16 protein-coding genes are annotated in these 18,361 nt (G+C 57.9%); 4 read left to right on the forward strand and 12 right to left on the reverse strand.

Annotation, left to right across the window (positions count from 1 at the left end):
• Nucleotides 1–110: 110 nt before the first annotated feature.
• From VGM18_03330 to VGM18_03365, 8 genes are all read right to left on the reverse strand, one after another.
• A complete protein-coding gene (locus tag VGM18_03330) occupies nucleotides 111–1,196 on the reverse strand; it encodes a putative sulfate exporter family transporter (GenBank protein HEY3972007.1) in 1,086 nt (361 codons plus the stop codon).
• A 67-nt stretch (nucleotides 1,197–1,263) separates the two neighbouring features.
• Entirely contained in the window at nucleotides 1,264–1,392 is a 129-nt protein-coding gene (locus VGM18_03335; protein HEY3972008.1) for a hypothetical protein, read from the reverse strand.
• A 172-nt stretch (nucleotides 1,393–1,564) separates the two neighbouring features.
• Complete coding sequence (locus VGM18_03340) at nucleotides 1,565–3,400, reverse strand: hypothetical protein (GenBank protein HEY3972009.1); 1,836 nt, start codon at nucleotides 3,398–3,400, stop codon at nucleotides 1,565–1,567.
• A 258-nt stretch (nucleotides 3,401–3,658) separates the two neighbouring features.
• Nucleotides 3,659–4,420 (reverse strand): ABC transporter permease, encoded by a 762-nt coding sequence (locus VGM18_03345; protein HEY3972010.1) that lies wholly within the window; start codon nucleotides 4,418–4,420, stop codon nucleotides 3,659–3,661.
• 2 nt (nucleotides 4,421–4,422) lie between these two features.
• Complete coding sequence (locus VGM18_03350) at nucleotides 4,423–5,412, reverse strand: ABC transporter ATP-binding protein (protein HEY3972011.1); 990 nt, start codon at nucleotides 5,410–5,412, stop codon at nucleotides 4,423–4,425.
• Nucleotides 5,409–6,431 carry an ABC transporter substrate-binding protein gene (locus tag VGM18_03355; protein HEY3972012.1) on the reverse strand — a complete coding sequence of 341 codons (1,023 nt, stop codon included), beginning with the start codon at nucleotides 6,429–6,431 and terminating at the stop codon, nucleotides 5,409–5,411. The genes VGM18_03350 and VGM18_03355 overlap by 4 nt, the downstream gene beginning before the upstream one ends.
• Nucleotides 6,424–6,927, reverse strand: a complete 504-nt coding sequence (locus VGM18_03360; protein HEY3972013.1) for an Rrf2 family transcriptional regulator — start codon at nucleotides 6,925–6,927, stop codon at nucleotides 6,424–6,426. The genes VGM18_03355 and VGM18_03360 overlap by 8 nt, the downstream gene beginning before the upstream one ends.
• 269 nt (nucleotides 6,928–7,196) lie before the next feature.
• The gene (locus VGM18_03365; GenBank protein HEY3972014.1) at nucleotides 7,197–7,973 is read right to left on the reverse strand and encodes a PP2C family serine/threonine-protein phosphatase; all 777 of its coding nucleotides are present in this window, start codon (nucleotides 7,971–7,973) and stop codon (nucleotides 7,197–7,199) included.
• A 253-nt stretch (nucleotides 7,974–8,226) separates the two neighbouring features.
• On the opposite strand from VGM18_03365, the gene VGM18_03370 reads away from it, so the two are divergent.
• Together VGM18_03370 and VGM18_03375 are read left to right on the forward strand one after the other, a co-directional pair.
• Nucleotides 8,227–9,501: a hypothetical protein gene (locus VGM18_03370; GenBank protein HEY3972015.1), complete on the forward strand. Its 1,275-nt coding sequence runs from the start codon at nucleotides 8,227–8,229 to the stop codon at nucleotides 9,499–9,501.
• Nucleotides 9,502–9,604: 103 nt separating this feature from the next.
• Complete coding sequence (locus VGM18_03375) at nucleotides 9,605–10,219, forward strand: isochorismatase family cysteine hydrolase (protein ID HEY3972016.1); 615 nt, start codon at nucleotides 9,605–9,607, stop codon at nucleotides 10,217–10,219.
• 83 nt (nucleotides 10,220–10,302) lie between these two features.
• On the opposite strand, the gene VGM18_03380 is transcribed toward VGM18_03375, so the two are convergent.
• Entirely contained in the window at nucleotides 10,303–10,581 is a 279-nt protein-coding gene (locus VGM18_03380; protein ID HEY3972017.1) for a hypothetical protein, read from the reverse strand.
• A gap of 227 nt (nucleotides 10,582–10,808) precedes the next feature.
• Here VGM18_03380 and VGM18_03385 point away from each other — a divergent pair, with 227 nt between their 5' ends.
• Nucleotides 10,809–12,032, forward strand: coding sequence for an SIS domain-containing protein (locus VGM18_03385; GenBank protein ID HEY3972018.1), 1,224 nt, complete (start codon nucleotides 10,809–10,811; stop codon nucleotides 12,030–12,032).
• A 91-nt stretch (nucleotides 12,033–12,123) separates the two neighbouring features.
• Here VGM18_03385 and VGM18_03390 read toward each other — a convergent pair whose 3' ends face one another.
• A complete protein-coding gene (locus tag VGM18_03390; GenBank protein ID HEY3972019.1) occupies nucleotides 12,124–13,284 on the reverse strand; it encodes a PilT/PilU family type 4a pilus ATPase in 1,161 nt (386 codons plus the stop codon).
• Nucleotides 13,285–13,749: 465 nt separating this feature from the next.
• On the opposite strand from VGM18_03390, the gene VGM18_03395 reads away from it, so the two are divergent.
• A complete protein-coding gene (locus VGM18_03395; protein HEY3972020.1) occupies nucleotides 13,750–15,393 on the forward strand; it encodes a DUF5666 domain-containing protein in 1,644 nt (547 codons plus the stop codon).
• Here the strand turns inward: VGM18_03395 and VGM18_03400 are convergent, their stop codons facing one another.
• Together VGM18_03400 and VGM18_03405 are read right to left on the reverse strand one after the other, a co-directional pair.
• Nucleotides 15,394–17,190: a methylmalonyl-CoA mutase family protein gene (locus VGM18_03400; GenBank protein ID HEY3972021.1), complete on the reverse strand. Its 1,797-nt coding sequence runs from the start codon at nucleotides 17,188–17,190 to the stop codon at nucleotides 15,394–15,396. It abuts the gene before it with no gap.
• A gap of 307 nt (nucleotides 17,191–17,497) precedes the next feature.
• Nucleotides 17,498–18,325 carry a glycosyltransferase family 2 protein gene (locus tag VGM18_03405; protein ID HEY3972022.1) on the reverse strand — a complete coding sequence of 276 codons (828 nt, stop codon included), beginning with the start codon at nucleotides 18,323–18,325 and terminating at the stop codon, nucleotides 17,498–17,500.
• Nucleotides 18,326–18,361 lie beyond the last annotated feature (36 nt).

The raw sequence follows: 18,361 nt of genomic DNA on the forward strand, positions 1-18,361 counted from the left end.
AGGATACCAATTCCTATACTCCAAGCATCAGTTTGGGCTCTGCATTGGCAGCGCTACCGTAGTGTCCACGCGGATACTGGGTCGGTGGCGCTTTGCTATTCCAGCCAAAATTACAATCCCCAGATTCGATTCGCGCCCAGCACCAAGGCAAACGTCAGCGCCGCGATCAGTATCTCGCCCAACGCACCCACGACGAAAGGCCGCAATCCCTGCTTCGACATCTCACGGAAGTTCGTGCGCAGGCCCACTCCCGCGAACGTCAGCAGAAATGCCCAGCGGGAAAGGTTTCCGAGCGATCCGACTTGATCCTTGTTAAAGGTGTGAAAACTCACGAGCAACGAGATCAGGAGAAATCCGAGCACGAACTTGGGGAACTTGTTCCACAGGAACGCCGCCTTGTTGCCGACGATGCCCGCCTGTCCGCGCTTGGCCCAGTAGATGGCGTAAGCCAGTACGACGAATCCGATCATGGCGTTGCGGGCGGTTTTCGCGAGCACGGCGACTTTTCCCGCAGCGTCGGAGTAGAGCGCGCCGGTGGCAGTAGCTTCGGCGGTGTTGTCTACTCCTAAACCCGACCATAATCCGAATGCGTTGTCGCTCAAATGCAAGCTGTGACCAATTAACGGAAAAGTAAACAAAGCTAAAGCGCCCAGCGCAAGAATTGCCGAAATGGCGAAGGTGGAATCCTCGTCATCGGCGTCGATGGCACCTTTCGCGGCGATGATAGCGGAGACGCCGCAGATAGACGATCCAACAGCCAGCAGACTTGTGAGCTTCGGAGTCAGCTTAAACGCGCGACCGAGAGCGTGCATGATCACCAGGGAAAGCGAAATCTCGACCACGACCAGCGCGAGGCTAATGCCTCCTAACTTCAGGATGTCGGCCAGCACAAAACGCGATCCCAGCAGGACGATTCCCACCTTCAACCAGAACTCGTAGGTTGCAATACCTGGCTGAAATATTTTCGGCAGCGGGACGACATTCGAGATGACCAGACCAATCAGGATCGCCCACAGGACATATTCGATGTTGGGGAATGTCCAATGATGAGTCTTGGCGTAAGTGTTCAGAAAATGTTCTAGAAACTTTCCCGCATAACCGACGGCGGCGAGTAACAGGATTCCGGGCACCAGCCGCAAGATGTTCGCCGACTTTTTGTCTGACTCCACGTGCGGCAGGGAAATAGAAGCTGCCATGACTACCTCCGATCGTCTTTCCCGATCAAGAACTGGCTCAAAATTCATGTTGAACGAGTATGTTGAACTACCACGGTACTTTGCCGATTACGCCAAAACGAACCGCCAGCGCGAGCGCCAGGGCCGCAAGCACCGCCCAGGTGTCGAGGGCAAGCTTGAGGCCGGTGCCGTTCGCGGCAGATTTTTCGGCAGACATAAATACTCCTCCTGATGCTGAATGCATCAGCGCGACGATTGAGTGAGCACCGCCGGCCCGGAAAAGGAGAGTAGCCAAAACCGGGCCGGCAGCGATTCTGAAGGGAAGGCGCCCCTCAGAAATTCGTGGGATCGTGGTCCCGGGCACTCGCGCCCAGGACCATGATTTGGGGTTAGGGCAATACGTACCGGAATGACGTGTAGATCATGTTATCAATTCCGTGCGGATCGCCGCCGACGCCCGACCAGCTGTTGCGGGTGATGTAAGAATATTGCGCGCCGAAGCGGAAGCTGCCGCGGGGTCCGGAGTAGAACTTGTACCAGAGAGCTCCAGTACCTTCGATCAAGACCCGCGTGTCGGCGGTGCAATTGCTCAGGCCGCCGGGATCGAATCCAACGGTGCCGTTGTTCGTGCTGGTGGCAGGTGCGGTTTCCGTACCGCAGCCGGTGTTCTTGGAAGTCGGGACACCGTAGCCGACCAGGGCTCCAGCGCCGCTGCTTCCCAATGGATCAAAACTGACCGATCGCGAAGCGTATTCGAGACCGGCGTAAGTATTGAGGTCGAGTTTCTTGGTCAGATGGAATTCGAGAGTGCCAAGTCCCATCGTGTTCCTGATCAGGTGAATCGTTCCATTACCGTTGATGGCGGCATCGGGAAGGCCGCCGGGGGCGTAGCGGCCAATACCGCTGCCAGTGAGGGCTTTCACTCCGAAGGTGACGCGCTTGGCAATGTCGAAGCGCGCGCTGGCGCCGGCGCCGCCGCCTGTTTTAGACGCGTTATACGCTCCGACGGCGGAAGTCACGCCAACGGCTTGCCCGCCGCAGGTTGCCGTAGCGAGCACTTCGCCGCAGGGGAATACTCGGTCTTGAAAGCGGTCGAGGATTCCGAAAACTTCATAGTGTCCGAAGCCCGGATCGAAAGCGATTTTGGCGAGAATATCGGGAGACGGATTGAACGAGTAGGTGGCCGTAGTGTTGTAGCTGTTGCTGGCGCCGTTCGAGCCCAGCAAATAGTTGCCCGCATTGCCGTGCGACGTAACCGTAGCCTGCGCGTTTTCGATGGCGACCGCAATGGCAACTTTGTCGCCAAAATTCTGAGTGGCGCGCAGACCGTATTGCCGAGTGAAAACGAAGCCGGCGTTATACGACGGGTCAATCACCTTGGGACGAGCGTCGTTGGTTCTGCCGAGGTCGTCGTCAGGAGAGATACCATGCCCGTTTTCGGTAGCTAAACTCCACGCCTGTCCGGCAAGGAAAGAAAAGCCATTATTAAACTTCGCCTGCCCCCACGCTTGCCGCATTCGAAGGGTGTAGCTGTTGGTGGAGGTCGAGGTTGAAGTTACGCCCGCCGAGAGGAAGTCGGCCGAGACATAGCTGGAAAGGTCCACACCTTTCAAGCGGCCGTCGACAAAGGTCGTGATTTTCGACTGGCGAGCGGAACCGAAGAACTCCGGCAACTGGCTCTGCGAAGCACCAGGCATAGTGACGCTGTTAAACGGGGTTGGAAGATCGGCGGCGAGCGCTCGGGAGCGCCGAACGAATGCACCCTCCGCGTATCCCCCGGGCGTGATGTTGATGCCCCGGAAATGCAGGGTGAGCGGGCCTTCCATCTGCTTGTTGTAAGTCTCCTCCAACGGCTGGGTGGGAGATTGCATCGCGGGGCTGTCCTGCTGCACGGCAGGATTCCCAAGTGCGGCGACCTGTTGCGTTGCTTGAGGTCGGTTAGTGTCGGCTGCGGCGGCGTTGATCGCGGACTGCTGCGCTTGCAACTCCTGTTGATGCTGGAGTTGCTCCGTGAGTTTCTCGATCTGCAATTGTTGCGCCGCGAGTGCATCCTTCAGCGACTGGATGTCGGCGGCTGTGATGGTAGGTTGCGCGGGTGCCGAAGCCGCGGGTGCTGCGGGATTAGCTGGAGCGGCGTTGGAGGCCGTTTCGGTTTGTGCCCAAGCGCCTGCGGTCAGGGCCGTGAGCGCGAGAGCGGTAAAGAACACGTGCTTGGTTGGTTTCATGGAAGTACAGTCCTCTCCTTTTGATTTGGTAATGCTGTACTGCGATTGCCTGGGGGAGACAACTGGAGGCCACAGGCTGCAATGGTCCGCAGAGTGAACTCCTTTAATTCTTTCGTGCGCCTTGTTTCAGGTGCTCTGGGATTAGCCCGATCTGTTCCATTAATACGATAAGCATAATAGACATTATGGGAATATCGGGCAACCCGTTTATGAATACTCTGTGAATTTCTGAACTTGGGGAATCGAAACGCTGTGTTCTTAAGTGGCGGGCGTCAAACCCCACTTGTTTTGTAGATGGCGTTCCATGCCTCGGAACACAATGCCGTCCACCAGGTAGCCGAGGGCGATGATCAGAATCATGACGGCGATCACGGCGCTCATGTCGTTCAGGTCGCGGCCCATCATCAGCACCTGGCCGAGGCCCAGGCTGAGGTAGAGCATCTCAGCCGTGATGAGAGAGCGCCAGGCGAAGGCCCAGCCTTGTTTCAGGCCGGTGACAATGAACGGAAGACTGGCGGGCAATAGGACATACCAGAACAACTTGAACCCTTTAGCGCCGAGGTTGCGGCCGGCCTGGCCGAAAATTTTGGGCATCTGCTTGCGCCCGTCCTCCATGGCGAGAGTCACCGACAGCAGCGAGCCCATGATCACAACGAAAAGGATGGCGTTCTGATTGAGCCCGAACCAGAGTAGGGCCAGCGGCCACCAGCAGATGCTGGGCAGACTTTGCAGGCTGACCAGCAACCCGCCCATGGTTTCTTCGAGGAACTTGTTGCTGGCCACGCCCAGCCCGAGGATCATGCCAAGGACGACGGAAATGCCGTAGCCGATCAGGACGCGCTGCATACTTACCCGGATGGCGATCCAGTAGGTGTGATCCTGAAATCCGGCGTAGAGAGCTTGGCCCACTCCCCACGGCGTGGGAAATAGGTAGGGCGGCCAGATTTTCAGTTCAGCGAGGAGCGTCCACAGGCCGAAGAGTACGGAATAAAAAACAAGGTAGCGAACGGCGCGTTTCATAGTTACGCTCCTCCTCCGACGGCCGCTTCAACTTCAGGCGCGATGCGCGGCTTCACCCCGTCTTTGTATTCGGCATCGAGGGAGCGGTTAATCTCCTCGCGAAGTTCGCCAAGAATCTCTCCGGCGAAGCGGGCAACGGTGGGGTCCTCGAGATGGCGCGGGCGTGGTAACTCGACGGGGAACTCGCTCTTGACGCGCCCGGGGCGGAAGGTAAGCAGAACGACGCGATCGCCCAGCCGAATCGCTTCGCGAACGTTGTGGGTGACGAAGATGATGGTGCGGCCGGTCTCGCTCCAGATGCGCTCCAACTCGTCGTGCAGCAGGTCGCGAGTCTGGGCGTCGAGCGCGGCGAAGGGCTCGTCCATCAGCAGGACGTCGGGTTCGGTCGCCAATGCGCGGGCGATGGCGACGCGCTGGCGCATGCCGCCGGAAAGCTGGTGGATGTAACTGTTTTCAAATTTCGCCAGGTGGACGAGCCGGAGATAGTAGCGGGTTTTTTCCTGGCGCTCGACCTTGGCAATCCCCTTCATCTTCATGCCGAATTCGACATTCTGGCCGACGGTGAGCCAGGGAAACAGGGCATGCTCCTGGAAAATCATGATGCGGTCGGTGCCCGTGCCCTGCACGGCTTTGCCGTCGATCAGTATCTGACCCGCGGTCTGCTGATGCAGGCCGGCGATCAGGTGCAGCAGCGTAGACTTGCCGCAGCCCGAGGGGCCGACGATGCACACGAACTCCCCAGCGTGCACCTGGAGATTGATGCGATCGAGGGCCAGAAGCCGCTCGCCGCTCTGGGTGCGGTAGCTCAGGGAGATGTCGCTGAGTCCGACCTTCGCGGTTTCAAGCGGGACCTGGCGCCGGGGAGCGCCAACCGAGATCGGACCCAATTTTCTAGCAGGACTGCCGGCGCGGGCAGGGAAGCGCGGGTCGATCGAGATCGGATCGATGGGAATCGGGAACTGCGTAGGAAAATCTTGCGCATTCGTACTCATTGAATTGCCTTTCGGTTCTTTTCCGCCAGCACCTGGTTCAGAATTGTCAGCTCGTAGAGTGCAGAGAGATCGGGCATCTGTCGGCCCAGGAAGCCGTCGTCAAAGGCCTGTTGTGCAGCCGTAGTGAGAGCGCTGTGCAGCGGGTCATAGGTCACTTGCATTCGGGAGAACGCTTCGTCGAGAACGACAGGGGGAAGGGCTTTACCCGTTTCGACGAGGATCTGATGGTTCAGAAGTTTTTTTGCTTCGGATTGATGGGCGTTGATCCAGTCCGTCAGCTCAACATGGGCGCGAATCCAGTTCTTCACCAGGTCGGGATGTGCGCGCAGGAATTTTGTGTTCACCACGAGCAAGCCGATGACGAATTGTCCGTTCGGCCACAGACTGCGCTCGTCGACCAGCAGGCGGCCGTTGCCTTCGTGAATCAGGCGCGTAGCCCAGGGTTCGGGCGCCCAGGCGGCATCGAGATCCTTCTTGAGGAACAGGGTCAACTGGTCGGGATTGGCCATCGGGACGATCTGCACATCGCCGCCCTTGTCGTTGGTTTTCATGCCGTGGTTCTTAAGCCAGTTGCGCAGCGCGACGTCCTGGGTGTTGCCGAACTGCGGCGAAGCCACGCGCTTCCCGTGAAAATCCTCCGGCTTGTTGATGCCGGAGTCGTTGCGGACGATCAGGGAAGCGCCGCCGCTGGCCGCTCCGGCAATCACGCGAAGGGCGTCGCCATTCGAGCGGACATAGCCGTTGATGGCGGGGTTGGGACCGACATAGGTCATGTCGATTGCTCCGGCGAAGAGCGCCTCGATCGCGGAAGGGCCGGCGTTAAAGCTGGTCCACTGTACTTTGACCTGCGGGCCCATGGCCTTGTCGAACCAGCCATTAGCTTTGCCAACCATCGCCTGGGCATGAGTGATGTTGGGGAATGCGCCGACACGGACGGTAGTCGGCCCTTGCGCCGACGCGGAAATTGCGGTGGCGAGCGCCAGCAGCCCTACACTCAGCAACGAGCCAGATCTACTCACCTTTGCCCCCGACGACCATTGGGAGGATGCTGGCTGCGTCTTTCTTTTGGTGTTTCTGGCGCTTCGAATTCTTGCCAGCTCGTGAACCGACCTCCGCTATAAGGTCGGCCAGCGTGGTGTTGTCGAGGATGCGCGCGGCCGCGTCGCGGACATCCAGGAATACCTGATAGAGAGCCCGATGGGGAATATCGCGGTCGATCAGTTCGCGCAACTGGTCAGCGTCACCGAAAGGCGCGAGCGGGCCGTCAATCAGGCGGATGATCTCGCTCAAGTGGATGTCGGCAGGGTCGCGGCGGAGCTGGTAGCCGCCCTTCGCCCCGCGCACGCTCTCCACCATGCGCGCGTTTTTAAGTTCGAGCAGGATCAGTTCCAGAAACTTTTCGGGGAGAACCTCTTCGTAGGCGATGTCGCGGATCTTAATCGCGCCTTGATGGTGATGGCGGGCCAGCATCATCAGAGCCTGAAGAGCGTACAAACCTTTTTGGGAGATTTTCATGGGGCGCATTATTCCATAAAGTCCATTTAAATAATAGACTTTATTAGCGTGAGTGAGAAAGCAAGTGTGATTCCACTCACAATGGATCGGAAATTCCAGACTATGCTCGTGAAATCAATGCATTAGCTTTTGCCTTATCGAATGTCGCAGCAAATCGGTGTGCACGGGATTGCAGTTTAGCGGCATTGGAAGGGAACGCCGGAGCAGCGCCAAGAGCTGCTTTTCCAGCTTTTTTGCACCGCATGATTTTGCACACTGATGAAAAACGACTAGGCAGAAATACGGAGGACCAGCACCGTGATATTGTCAGGGCCGCCGCGATCGAGTGCCATCGCCACCAGCATTTGGCAGGCTTCGGCGGGAGCATTGGATTGCGCGATGCGGGCGAGGTCAGTGTCGCCAACCACGCCCCACAGGCCGTCAGTGCAGAGGAGAAGAGTATCGCCGTCCTGGAGAGGGAAAGGCTGCTGGGGAATATGCGGGGTGACTTCGCGGCCGGAGCCCAAAGCGGCGGTAAGAATATGGCGCTGGGGATGCGACTCGGCGTCTTCGGAGCGAACCAGGCCGCTCTCGACCAGGCGGCCAACGTAGGAATGATCGCGAGTCAAACGGGACATTGCCTGGGCACGCAGCAGGTAGAGGCGACTATCGCCTACGTGAGCGAAGTGGAGCTGGCGTCCGACGATGGCGAACGCGCTACAGGTCGTACCCATGCCGTAGAACTGGGGGTGGTCGATGGCAAAACGTTGAATGTTCTGATGAGCGGCTTCGAACGCGATGCTGAGAGTGGTTTGCGGATCGCCGTTAAACTCATTGTCGTACACACTGCGGACCGTCTCGACCGCCAGACGACTGGCCTCCTGACCGCCCTCGTAACCGCCCATGCCGTCGGCGACCACCGCGAGCCGACCCTTGCGAAAGAAGTCGTCGTCGGAATCAGACTCCCAGTAAAGAAAGGAGTCCTCGTTGTTCTCGCGCTGGCGGCCGACGTCAGTGAGGCTGGCTACATCGATTCCTGGCTTTACAGTTTTCGACTCAACGGACATAAATTATGAACTGCGGATTATGGACCGCGCTTTGCCTGGAACCCGGGGGCGAGCGATACTCAATTTCAGGGATAAGATTGTTTTATCGCGGTCGATCAAATGCAATCAAAAAAACGTCTCCGGCCCCGGTCATTATATAGGGAAGCTCGGCGGAGGGGTGACTGATATAGGAAAGCTCCGCGGAGCGGTCACTGCGGTCATGTGAGCAATTTACCACTTACGGCGAGAAGAGGCACGAGACCTGACAACCCTTATGGGAAAGAAATTCCGAGTGGTGGGCATTCTTGTTTTGCTGACGGCGTTGCTGACGGCGCCCCTGCTGGGACAAGGCAAAAAGCTCTGGGTGCTGCGCTCCACGGGAGAGATGGTGGAGTACGATCCGGCGACATTTGCTCAGAAACAGGCGATCAAGCTCCCCGCCGAGGCGGTGCAATCGCCTGGCAATGTTACGGTGAACCGCCTAGGGCAGGTTCTTTTTGCCAGTCCGGTCGCGCTGCCACTCTCTGACGAAGAGGCCGCGTCGCCCCACAAGGTGTGGATTTGGAATGGCCATACTGCGAGCACGGTTGATCTAGGCGTGAAGCGCGAGGTTACGCCAACAGGATCGAACCAGGCGGTCACGGAGATGGCGCCGGCAGCCTATCTTTCGGCGGATGGATCTCATCTGTTTTGGTTTGCGAATCAAGCCCGACGGTTGCAGCGGGAGGGGATTGATCTTTCGACGGCTACAACCTGGCAAGCGTGGCGAACGGATTTGTCGGGCGCGGGCCGGGAGGACTTGGCCACGCAGAAGTTTGCCGATTGCCGTTGTACGACCGGGACTTGCGAGGAGACTTGCCCGTACGGCGTCGTTTGGGCGCCGGAGAGCGGCGTGGAGAAAATATTTCTCATGACGCAGTACGTCGCGGGCCAGACGGCGCCGAGCTACAAGGCCAGCACGCGCTACCGGGAAGCGGGTGGCCAGTGGACAGCGGAGCCCCTCGAGGAGCCGTTGCAACGCGTGCTGGACGCCTCGGCCGATGGCAATATGTTCGTCGAGGCAATTCCCGACACGGGCTGCTGCGGATGGGTGAATGAGAGTAACGATCAGACCCTGGTGCTGAGTGCGGGGAAGAAGCGCACGGTGTTTGATGAGCGCGCGACATATAAGAATTCCGACTACGATGTGAGTTTCTATACTTCGAACGCGAAGCTGTCGCCACAGTTGGACGCCGTGGCGACGACAATCGTTTCCACGGCCCAGGCCAACAAGACCATTCAACTGGCGCAGCAGGGGGAGGCGAATCTGGAGGAGTCGCAGTCAATTCGCAAAGGCTTAGCCCAACTGCCGGCGGTGGAGGTGATGAGTTTGGAAGAGCCTCCACGGCGGGCTGCGTTTCTGCCGCACGCCGAATTGGTGGGATGGCTGAGTGAAAACGAACTGCTGATCGTGGAATGGCATTTGCTCGTGACTTACAATGTGGGAACGGGGACGCGGCGCAAGTCGACCGTGCGGGTCAAGGATGCGGCGCAAGTATTTTTGCGATAAATCGTTTGCGCCCGGACGCATTCGTCCGGTGTCAGCTTGATGGATTCGGCGCGGGCAGACGAATGCGTCGGCCGCTACGTATGCTTCATTGGCAAGGACTGCCATGGCATCGCGGGACTTCATATTCTGGGAAGTGGATGTGCAGGCCGACTTCATGCTGCCGGGCGGGAAGCTCTACGTTCCCGGCGCAGAGAAGTTGCTGTCCAACATCCGGCGACTCACCGACGCCGCAAGGCAGGGCCGCGTGTTTCTGGTTTCCCATGGATGTTTTCATACCCCCAACGATCCCGAGTTCAAATTATTTCCCCCGCATTGCGTGAAAGGAACAGCGGGTTCGGAGTTAGTGCCGGAAGCGCTCACGGAAAAAGTTATACGCATCGCCAATGACGCTGAGGCGAATCTGCCGCAAGACTTGTCGAAGTATCAGCAGATCCTCCTGGAGAAACAGACGCTGAATATTTTCGAAAGCCGGCATGCGGATGAACTCCTGCAGCGTCTGGATAAAAACGCGGAGTTCGTTGTGTTCGGCGTGGTGACCGAATACTGCGTCAGCTTCGCCGCCAAAGGTTTGCTGCAACGGGGGAGGCGCGTGGCCATGGTGCAGGACGCGATTGCAACTCTGAACCAACAAGACGGGCAGAAAGCAATTGCCGAGCTAGAAGAATTAGGTGCGCGACTCACCACGATGGATCAGGTTCTCGATGCGCTCGCTCGCTAACCATTCGTCTTTCTGAGCGGGACCTCCCAAAGACCCTGTCATCCCGGCCACAACATTGGGAGGGACCCGCTTTTTACCTGCGCTTAATGACGATCGTGGTCCCCGTGATTGTGGCGCCAGGTGAAGTATTCTTTCTGCTCTTCAGGACGCAGTTTGCGGAAGTCGCGATTTGGATCGCGATGATACTCATTGGCCCAACGGTGGTAGTAACCAATCTCCTCGTCGTTCCACACGTGATAATCGGTGTAGTAAGGATCGTAAACGCGGTAGGAGTGGTGCTCGGCGCATCCGATGCCTGCCAGGGACGACGCCAGTGCGGCGGCCAGCAACAGCGAACGAAATGGGTGGGAACCACGGCTCATGTTTTTCTCCTTCGAAATAAGAAAACACCTCTCGACCTCGTTAGTTGCTGAAAAAGGCATAAGCGGTTTCAGTCAGAACTAATAATGCGACCGGCAAGCTGTCGGCCGCCGTCGGGTTCACCTTACTTTTGGCTTTTGACGTTTTCTTGCGAACACGTTTTCTTTTTCTTTCGATTACTTTTCAACCGGGTCGGTCTGTAATAGACTGAGCGCAAGGAGATTCCTACTTGGCCGATCCGTTGTGTGCGCTGCTGGAGTTGCCGCCGCAGGAAAGAAACGAGCGAGGTCTGGAGCATACCCCGCGCGAAATCCGGCAGCAGCCGGCGACCTGGAGCCAGACCTACGAGCGCTGCGGGAGCCAACGCGACCCGCTGAACAACATGTTGCGCCGCGCCGGGATCGGGCGCGGCAGCACTTCTTCGCCCACCGTTTATCTGGTGGGAGCGGGAACGTCCGACTATACCGGACGCGCTCTCGCGCCGTTGCTGCGTCGCCGCTGGGGGTGCGACGTTTGGACGATTCCCAGCACGACCCTGCTCACCGACTTCGAGGAGTTTCATCATCCGGGCAAGGAGTATCTGTGGATTTCGTTTTCCCGCTCCGGAGAAAGTCCGGAAGGTGTGGCGCTGCTACAGCAGGCACTTGAGCGGCATCGCGAGATCCGGCACCTGGTGATAACCTGCAACCAGCGGGGGCCGATGGCGCAGTTATGTTCGAGCCATACCGACCGGGCTTTCGCACTGGTGCTCGACGATGCCGTGAACGACCGCGGGCTCGCCATGACCAGTTCGTTCAGCAACATGCTCCTGGCAGGACAGTGTGTGGCGCATCTCGAAGAGTTTGCGCAGTTCGGCGATGTGGTAGCGCAAATGAGCGAGACCGGCGGGAAGTTTTTGTCCGTGGCGGCGGAAGCCGCGGCGGCCATTGCGATGCTCGGTTGCACGCGCGCCTGTTTTGTAGGCACGGGCGTTCTGCGGGCCGTGGCGGACGAATCCGCCTTGAAAGTCGTCGAGCTCACCGCAGGCAGACTTACGACCCTCGCAGAGACGCCACTGGGATTGCGCCATGGGCCGCTTTCGAGCGTCGATGAAAATACTCTCTTTGTGGCTTTCTTATCGAGCGAAGCGCGCCGGCGCGGCTACGAGCTCGACCTGCTGCGCGAGATTAATCGCAAGCGTCTGGGGAGAGTGCGGGCCGTCATCACGGCGTGGGCCGATAACGACGTGTCGGCGCTGGCGGATTATAGTTTGTCGTTGAACGCTGCGACGAAGAATGCCGCGACGAACAACGGCGCCGCCGATTTTCCCGATCAATATCGTCCCGTACTGGATGTTATGTTCGGGCAGACGATTGGCCTGTTCGCATCCATGCAATGCGGCCTGAAACCGGACCAGCCGAGTCCGAACGGGGTGATCACCCGCGTAGTCCAGCCCATCAAGCTGTATTCCTGATTCCACCGGCAAGATTCACCACAACCAGGATTCACTACAAGAAGGAGCGGCAGAGCCACCGACGCGGGCGGCGGCTGTGCTTCCACGGCCGCTAAGCTTTCGTTGGGACATCGGCCATGTCGGCCAGCGCCAGGCGCAGGTTCCCCGGATTCGTGGCGTAGGCGAGTCCGGTATCCAGGTCGACGACGCCCGCCCGGACAAGTTTGTCGATCTCGCCATCGAAGTGCTGCATGCCGTCCTCCGCTCCGTCTTCCATGGCTTCGAGCAGTGTCTTTCCGCCCTGTTCGCCTTTCTCGACATACTCGCGAGTGCGGAGCGTGGATTTCAGGATTTCCACCATGGCGATGCGCCCGCTTCCATCCTTGCGCGGTATCAGGCGCTGCGAAACGACGGCGCGAAAGCTCTTCGACAACCGGTTGCGAATGGTGTGTTGTTCTGCCATCGGAAAGACTCCCACAATTCGTTCGACAGTTTTCGAGGCGTCTATCGTGTGGAGGGTAGAGAGCACCAGGTGGCCCGTCTCGGCCGCCTCCAGCGCGATTTCGATGGTTTCCTTATCCCGCATTTCACCCACCAGGATGACTTTCGGCGCTTGCCGCAGCGCGGCTCGCAGCGCCAGCGCAAAGCTTGGCGTGTCGCTGTGCAGTTCCCGCTGGTGAATGATCGAGCGCTTGTGCTTGTGCATGAACTCGATCGGGTCTTCGATCGTAAGAATGTGATAAGCGTGCGTCTCATTGATGCGGTCGACCAGCGCGGCGAGGGTCGAGGATTTTCCCGATCCGGTGGGTCCAGTCACCAGAACGACACCATTTTTAAGGGCGGCCAGATCTGCGAGTTGAGGCGGCAAGTGCAGTTCGTCGAAGGTGGGAATGTGCTGCGGTATTACGCGCATCACTATCGCATGCGTCCCGCGTTGTTGAAACACGTTGACCCGAAAACGGGAATGGCCGGGCAGACGATATGAGATGTCGCATGAGCCTAGAGTTTGCAAGGCGTCGGTGGCCTGTTTGTTGCCGTTGATTAGCTCGTAAGCGATCCGGCTGGTGTCTTCCGCAGTTAACGGTCCGGTCCCAGAGATTTTCACCGGAACCAATTTGCCGGAGAGTTCCACCATAGGAAAGCTGCCCGGTGACATGATCAAGTCGCTGACCTTGCCGGGTACCTTCAGCATGGCGTGCAGCAGCGCAGGCGCGGGGATGGGCTTGGCTTGAGACGCAACAGGCGCTGGGGCAGTTTTTGCCGCGGTTTCCATTCCAAGATCCTTTTCGAAGGTTAGGTAAGATTGCAGTTGCGCGTCCGGTGGTCGGGGCGCGGTCCGCGCGGTCTTAACAGCCTCTCCCGAAACCGGTGCCGCTGTCACGTTACGTTGGAACGCGACCTCAAGGAGGAGACGTTGATCTGCCGCACTTAGTGTGCATTTGGCGTGAACCAATCAGGGCAACCCTAAACCGCGCGGTAGTCGTGAGATGCTAATACTTTTCGCGGCACCCCGGAGTTCGAGCTGATTGATCACCCGCTTAGTGCAGGCGATCAAGCTATGCTCCTAGCAGTTATCGATCATAGCCACATTGCAAAAATCTACAAATCTCATACGTCTCTTGACGTAATCTCGATTATCATACGGCTGAACAAATTGATGGTCCCGTGGGATGTATCCGGGATTACTGTTATCCATTCCCGAGTATTCGACGATACATCTCCCGCGCGTGGAGGAATTATGAAGTCTGCCACTTCGTTCTCCCGTTCCTTGCTTCGTCCCTATCCAACATCTACTTTTTTGGTTGTAACTGCTGTAATCGCGATCGTCGTAACGACGGGTTGCGGCTCGGCGGGAACATCTTCTTCTGGCACAGGTCCGAAGTTAAGTGGCAACACCACCGTGACGGTGCTGCTGTCGAGCACAGCGAACGATCAGCTGTCGCAGTTCGACCTTGACATCCAGGGCCTTACTTTGACCAGCCAGTCCGGGACGTCGGCCACCGTGCTGGCGGGCGACTGGCAGACGGAATTTATCCATGAGAATGGTGGTATCGAGCCGGTGACGACGGTGACGGTTCCTCAGGGGATTTATACGGCCGCGACAGCGACCATTGGAGCCTCCGGCTTTACCTGCGTGACGGTCATGCCTGCGCAATCTGATTCGCCCGGCAGCCTCGATACCAGCACTTATGCGTACGGGTATACTCCAACTGCTAACGTGACGGTTAACCTGCCTTCGCCGATCACTATCACGGGCGATAGCATGGGGCTTCAACTGAATTTACAGGTATTGCAGTCGGCAAGCTACCCCAGCACCTGCTATCCCACGGACTTCGCGCCGTTTTCGATTACACCGACCTTCAATCTCACTCCGGTAACGTTTGCCGCGGTACCGACGAGCCCGGCAAACGGCAAGGTTTACGAACTCGAAGGTCAGGTCAGTGCGCTGGGCTCCGACGCGAGCAGCTTTACTTTGACATTAGCCGAGACGCCCACACCGCAAAGAACACTGTCAGTGAATTCCAACAGCAACACTGTGTACCAGGGAATCGGAAACTTTTCCGCGCTTCAAGTGGGTACCTTCATCGACATGGACGGCGCAATCCAACCGGATGGATCTGTGCTGGCCACGCGCGTGGGCAGCTACGATCCAGTGGCTCTGAATGAAATGATCGGTCCGCTCGTGCAGCTTCCCGCTTCAGAGCAGACCCTCTACAGTTTTCCGTTCGGGCAGCAAGGGCAAACCTATTCCGTCCAAGGACAGGATTTGGGGGTTTACTCGTACTCCGACAGCACCTCATTTCAAATTTCCAGTCAGATGAACAATTTGAGCAGTCTGCCATTTGTGGCGAGCTTTAACAGTTCAAATATGGTTACGGGGCAGAACGTGGCCATATTTTCGCAGGCCATAACCGACTATTACGGGGGCCAATATACTGCCGCAACCACAATGACGCTCTTGCCGCAGACGATCAATGGGACTGTCCTGCTGTCGGCGCCGAGCGGCAGTTTTACCGACTATGCCGTGTCGCTTGCATCGTACGATCTGTTCCCCATCCTGGCGGAACAACCGGGGCAGACTGTGCGGTTGAACGATCCCGGCACGGTGGAAGTCTACGTTGATGGCAACACTCAAATGCTGAACGCGCAAGCGCTCGCCCCAGGGAATTCGCTGCGGTTTTATGGACTTGTCTTCAACGACGGTGGCACGTTGCGTATGGATTGCGCGCAGGTGAATGACGGAGTGCCATTCACGACTCAATCAGGTTCGAATGGTCAATTTTCGAATGGTCAATTAAAGTCCGGGCAGACACGAACAGTCGAGCGCCCAAGCCTGGGCGGAACGCCGCGAGTGATTTCGACGACTACGCAGTCTCATTAGTTAAGTGATGCTGATTTCTGTGTACGTGCCATACACTTGCCGCAAGGCTTCGCAGATTTCGCCGACCGTGGCGTAAGCGCGGACGGCGTCCACGATAAAGGGCATAGTGTTGGCTGAGGAGACGTTGCCATTAGTTCCGGCCTTCGGTTCTTTGCCGGCGGCTTTTTTCAGGGCATCGAGCGTGCGGCGGACTTCGTCATTCGATCGCCTGGCGCGCAGGGTATTCAACTTTGCCGATTGCTGCCGCGCCACGCTCTCATCAATGTAGAGAATATTCGGCGACTCTTCTTCAATGACAAACTCATTGGCGCCGACAATCACTTTCTCGCGGGCCTCGACCGCGCGCTGGTACTGGTACGACGCTTCGGCGATCTCTTTCTGGGGATAGCCCCGCTCGATGGCCTTGACCATACCGCCCATCGCGTCCATCTTGCTGAAATAATCGAATGCGCCGTTTTCCATTTGCAGGGTTAAGTTTTCTAAGAAATACGATCCGCCGAGCGGATCGACCGTTTGGGTTACCCCCGATTCGTAGGCAATGATTTGCTGCGTACGCAGCGCGATGCGCGCGGCCTCTTCGGTGGGGAGTGCAAGTGCTTCATCGTAAGAATCGGTATGCAGCGATTGCGTGCCGCCGAGCACTGCGGCCAGAGCCTGGATCGCGACGCGGGCGATGTTGTTCCTCGGTTGCTGCGCCGGCAGCGACACGCCTGCGGTCTGCGTGTGAAAGCGCATCAGCCAGGTGCGCTGGTTCTTCGCGCCGAATCGCTCTTTCATCACGCGATACCAGATTTTGCGGGCCGCGCGGTACTTGGCGATCTCTTCAAAAAAATCGTTATGCGCGTTGAAAAAAAAGCTCAGGCGGGGACCGAATTCGTCGACGTCGAGGCCGCGCCGGCGCGCCCACTCTACATATTCCACGCCGTCATACAAAGTGAAAGCCAATTCCTGGAGCGCCGTTGAACCGGCCTCGCGAATGTGATATCCGCTGATTGAAATTGTGTTGAATCGCGGAGTGAACTTGGAGCCGAACTCGAACGTATCAATGACCAGCCGCATCGACGGCGCCGGCGGATAGATATACTCCTTCTGCGCAATGTATTCTTTAAGAATGTCGTTCTGAATGGTGCCAGAAATCTTTTTCCAGTCGGCTCCCTGCTTTTCCGCCACCACCAGATACATTGCCCACAGCACGGACGCAGGCGAGTTGATGGTCATCGAGACAGTGGTCTTCTCGAGATCGATGCCACTAAAAAGAATTTCCATGTCTTCCAGCGAATCGATGGCCACGCCGCACTTGCCGACTTCGCCTTCGCTCGCCGCATGATCGGAGTCGTAGCCCATCAGCGTCGGCAAGTCGAACGCGACGGAGAGTCCGCTGCCGCCATGCTCGAGCAAATATTTGTAGCGCTGATTGGTTTCTTCGGGCGACGCGAAGCCGGAAAACTGCCGCATGGTGAAAAGCTTGCCGCGATACCCGGTAGCGTGAATGCCGCGCGTATAGGGCGATTGGCCGGGATAGCCAAGATAAGTTTCTTCGCTCCAATTTTCCGGCAGATCGGCCTGTGTGTAGAGTCTGCGAATGGGAAGACCGGAAATCGTTGTAAAGCGGGCGCGGCCGTGCTCGTCGAGATTCGTGCCCGTAGGCGCGCCGATCGGCCGCTCCGGAGTTTTTTCGAGCGTCGGCGCGAGAGTTTTCTCCGCCCACTGCTTTTCGCCATCGGAAGGATGGCGGTTCTCAAAAACATCGGCGATCGGGCGCTCGGCGACTTGCGGTTTCAGCGGCTTCTTTTCCATGCGGACCCCAGTGCTCTGATTCGATGATAGGGAAGTGAGAGCGGCGGAGCAAGGCGGGAGCGTGCGGTTAAAACGACCGGTCGGTCAGGGTCCGCTAGAGAAGGATCCGCGTACTCACGATCGCAAGCTCACAGAAGATACAATGTCATCCTGAACCCGGCGCAAGCCGGGTGAAGGACCGTACGACGGCCCGCAGCATTGATGCAGTTTGGAAGGATTGCGTTGATGCGGGCAGCGTAAACGCGCTTGTAAACCGCACCACAAGCGCCAACTGCCGTAAGGTCTCTCGCGCCGGCTGCGCCGCCGCTCAGGATGACAATTTGTTTTGAGAGCGCGACAGCTCCCACGCCTTGGCATATTTCCACGAAACATAGACCGCGTGATAAAGATGCAGGAGCAGGCCCTCGCGGCCGTCGAGAAATCCGAGACGAAAAAAATAGTTGTAGACAAATGTCAGCAGCGGGCGCAGCACGATGTTGGTCACGCTGAACCGAACTTTGTCCTTGCCCTTCGCCGCGACCATCTCCGCGCCGAGCGATGAGTAGTGGTTCATGTGTTCGATGTAGTCGTAGAGCGTGGGGTAGGAGTGGTGGATGATCGCGACGGACGAACCCACGTCGAATTCCTGAGACGGCGCAACTACGTCGCAACCAGGTTTAAGGCTGATATCCTCATGGACGGTGCGATCCTCGAAGCGACCAAGACCCCGCCAAAACATACGCAACTTCACGTCCGGCCAAAAGCCACCGTGGCGAATCCAGCGACCGAGGAAGTAGTTCCGCCGGGCAAACCGCAGGCCCATTCCCGCATACCCTTTCCCCGGAGGTGGAAACAATATTAAGGGCAGCAACTTCCGCATTTCCTCGCTAATTTCCTCGTCTGCGTCGAGGCTCAGAATCCAATCGCCGGTGGCTTTGTCGATGGCTGAATTCTTTTGCGCGGCGTAGCCTTTCCATTCCTCGATGAAGACTTTTGCGCCGAACGACTTTGCAATCTCTACGGTACGGTCGGTTGAGCCCGAGTCGACGACGATGATTTCTCCTTTGCCGTCAGCGACCAGAGGCTTCACGCTGGCGAGCGTGCGAGCGAGGTTGGCTTCTTCGTTATAAGTGATGATGACGACCGAGAGGTTCATGCGTCCAACGCGGCAATAGTATGCAAGCTCTGGTTC

The sequence above is a fragment of the Candidatus Sulfotelmatobacter sp. genome (assembly GCA_036500765.1).
Classification (GTDB): Bacteria; Acidobacteriota; Terriglobia; order Terriglobales; family Acidobacteriaceae; genus Sulfotelmatobacter.

What these genes read in the sequence shown, in the direction of transcription:
- VGM18_03330 (HEY3972007.1), bottom strand. Translation starts at nt 1,196, where the DNA reads ATGGCAGCTTCTATTTCCCTGCCGCACGTGGAGTCAGACAAAAAGTCG.
- VGM18_03335 (HEY3972008.1), bottom strand. Translation starts at nt 1,392, where the DNA reads ATGTCTGCCGAAAAATCTGCCGCGAACGGCACCGGCCTCAAGCTTGCC.
- VGM18_03340 (HEY3972009.1), bottom strand. Translation starts at nt 3,400, where the DNA reads ATGAAACCAACCAAGCACGTGTTCTTTACCGCTCTCGCGCTCACGGCC.
- VGM18_03345 (HEY3972010.1), bottom strand. Translation starts at nt 4,420, where the DNA reads ATGAAACGCGCCGTTCGCTACCTTGTTTTTTATTCCGTACTCTTCGGC.
- VGM18_03350 (HEY3972011.1), bottom strand. Translation starts at nt 5,412, where the DNA reads ATGAGTACGAATGCGCAAGATTTTCCTACGCAGTTCCCGATTCCCATC.
- VGM18_03360 (HEY3972013.1), bottom strand. Translation starts at nt 6,927, where the DNA reads ATGAAAATCTCCCAAAAAGGTTTGTACGCTCTTCAGGCTCTGATGATG.
- VGM18_03365 (HEY3972014.1), bottom strand. Translation starts at nt 7,973, where the DNA reads ATGTCCGTTGAGTCGAAAACTGTAAAGCCAGGAATCGATGTAGCCAGC.
- VGM18_03370 (HEY3972015.1), top strand. Translation starts at nt 8,227, where the DNA reads ATGGGAAAGAAATTCCGAGTGGTGGGCATTCTTGTTTTGCTGACGGCG.
- VGM18_03375 (HEY3972016.1), top strand. Translation starts at nt 9,605, where the DNA reads ATGGCATCGCGGGACTTCATATTCTGGGAAGTGGATGTGCAGGCCGAC.
- VGM18_03380 (HEY3972017.1), bottom strand. Translation starts at nt 10,581, where the DNA reads ATGAGCCGTGGTTCCCACCCATTTCGTTCGCTGTTGCTGGCCGCCGCA.
- VGM18_03390 (HEY3972019.1), bottom strand. Translation starts at nt 13,284, where the DNA reads ATGGAAACCGCGGCAAAAACTGCCCCAGCGCCTGTTGCGTCTCAAGCC.
- VGM18_03395 (HEY3972020.1), top strand. Translation starts at nt 13,750, where the DNA reads ATGAAGTCTGCCACTTCGTTCTCCCGTTCCTTGCTTCGTCCCTATCCA.
- VGM18_03400 (HEY3972021.1), bottom strand. Translation starts at nt 17,190, where the DNA reads ATGGAAAAGAAGCCGCTGAAACCGCAAGTCGCCGAGCGCCCGATCGCC.
- VGM18_03405 (HEY3972022.1), bottom strand. Translation starts at nt 18,325, where the DNA reads ATGAACCTCTCGGTCGTCATCATCACTTATAACGAAGAAGCCAACCTC.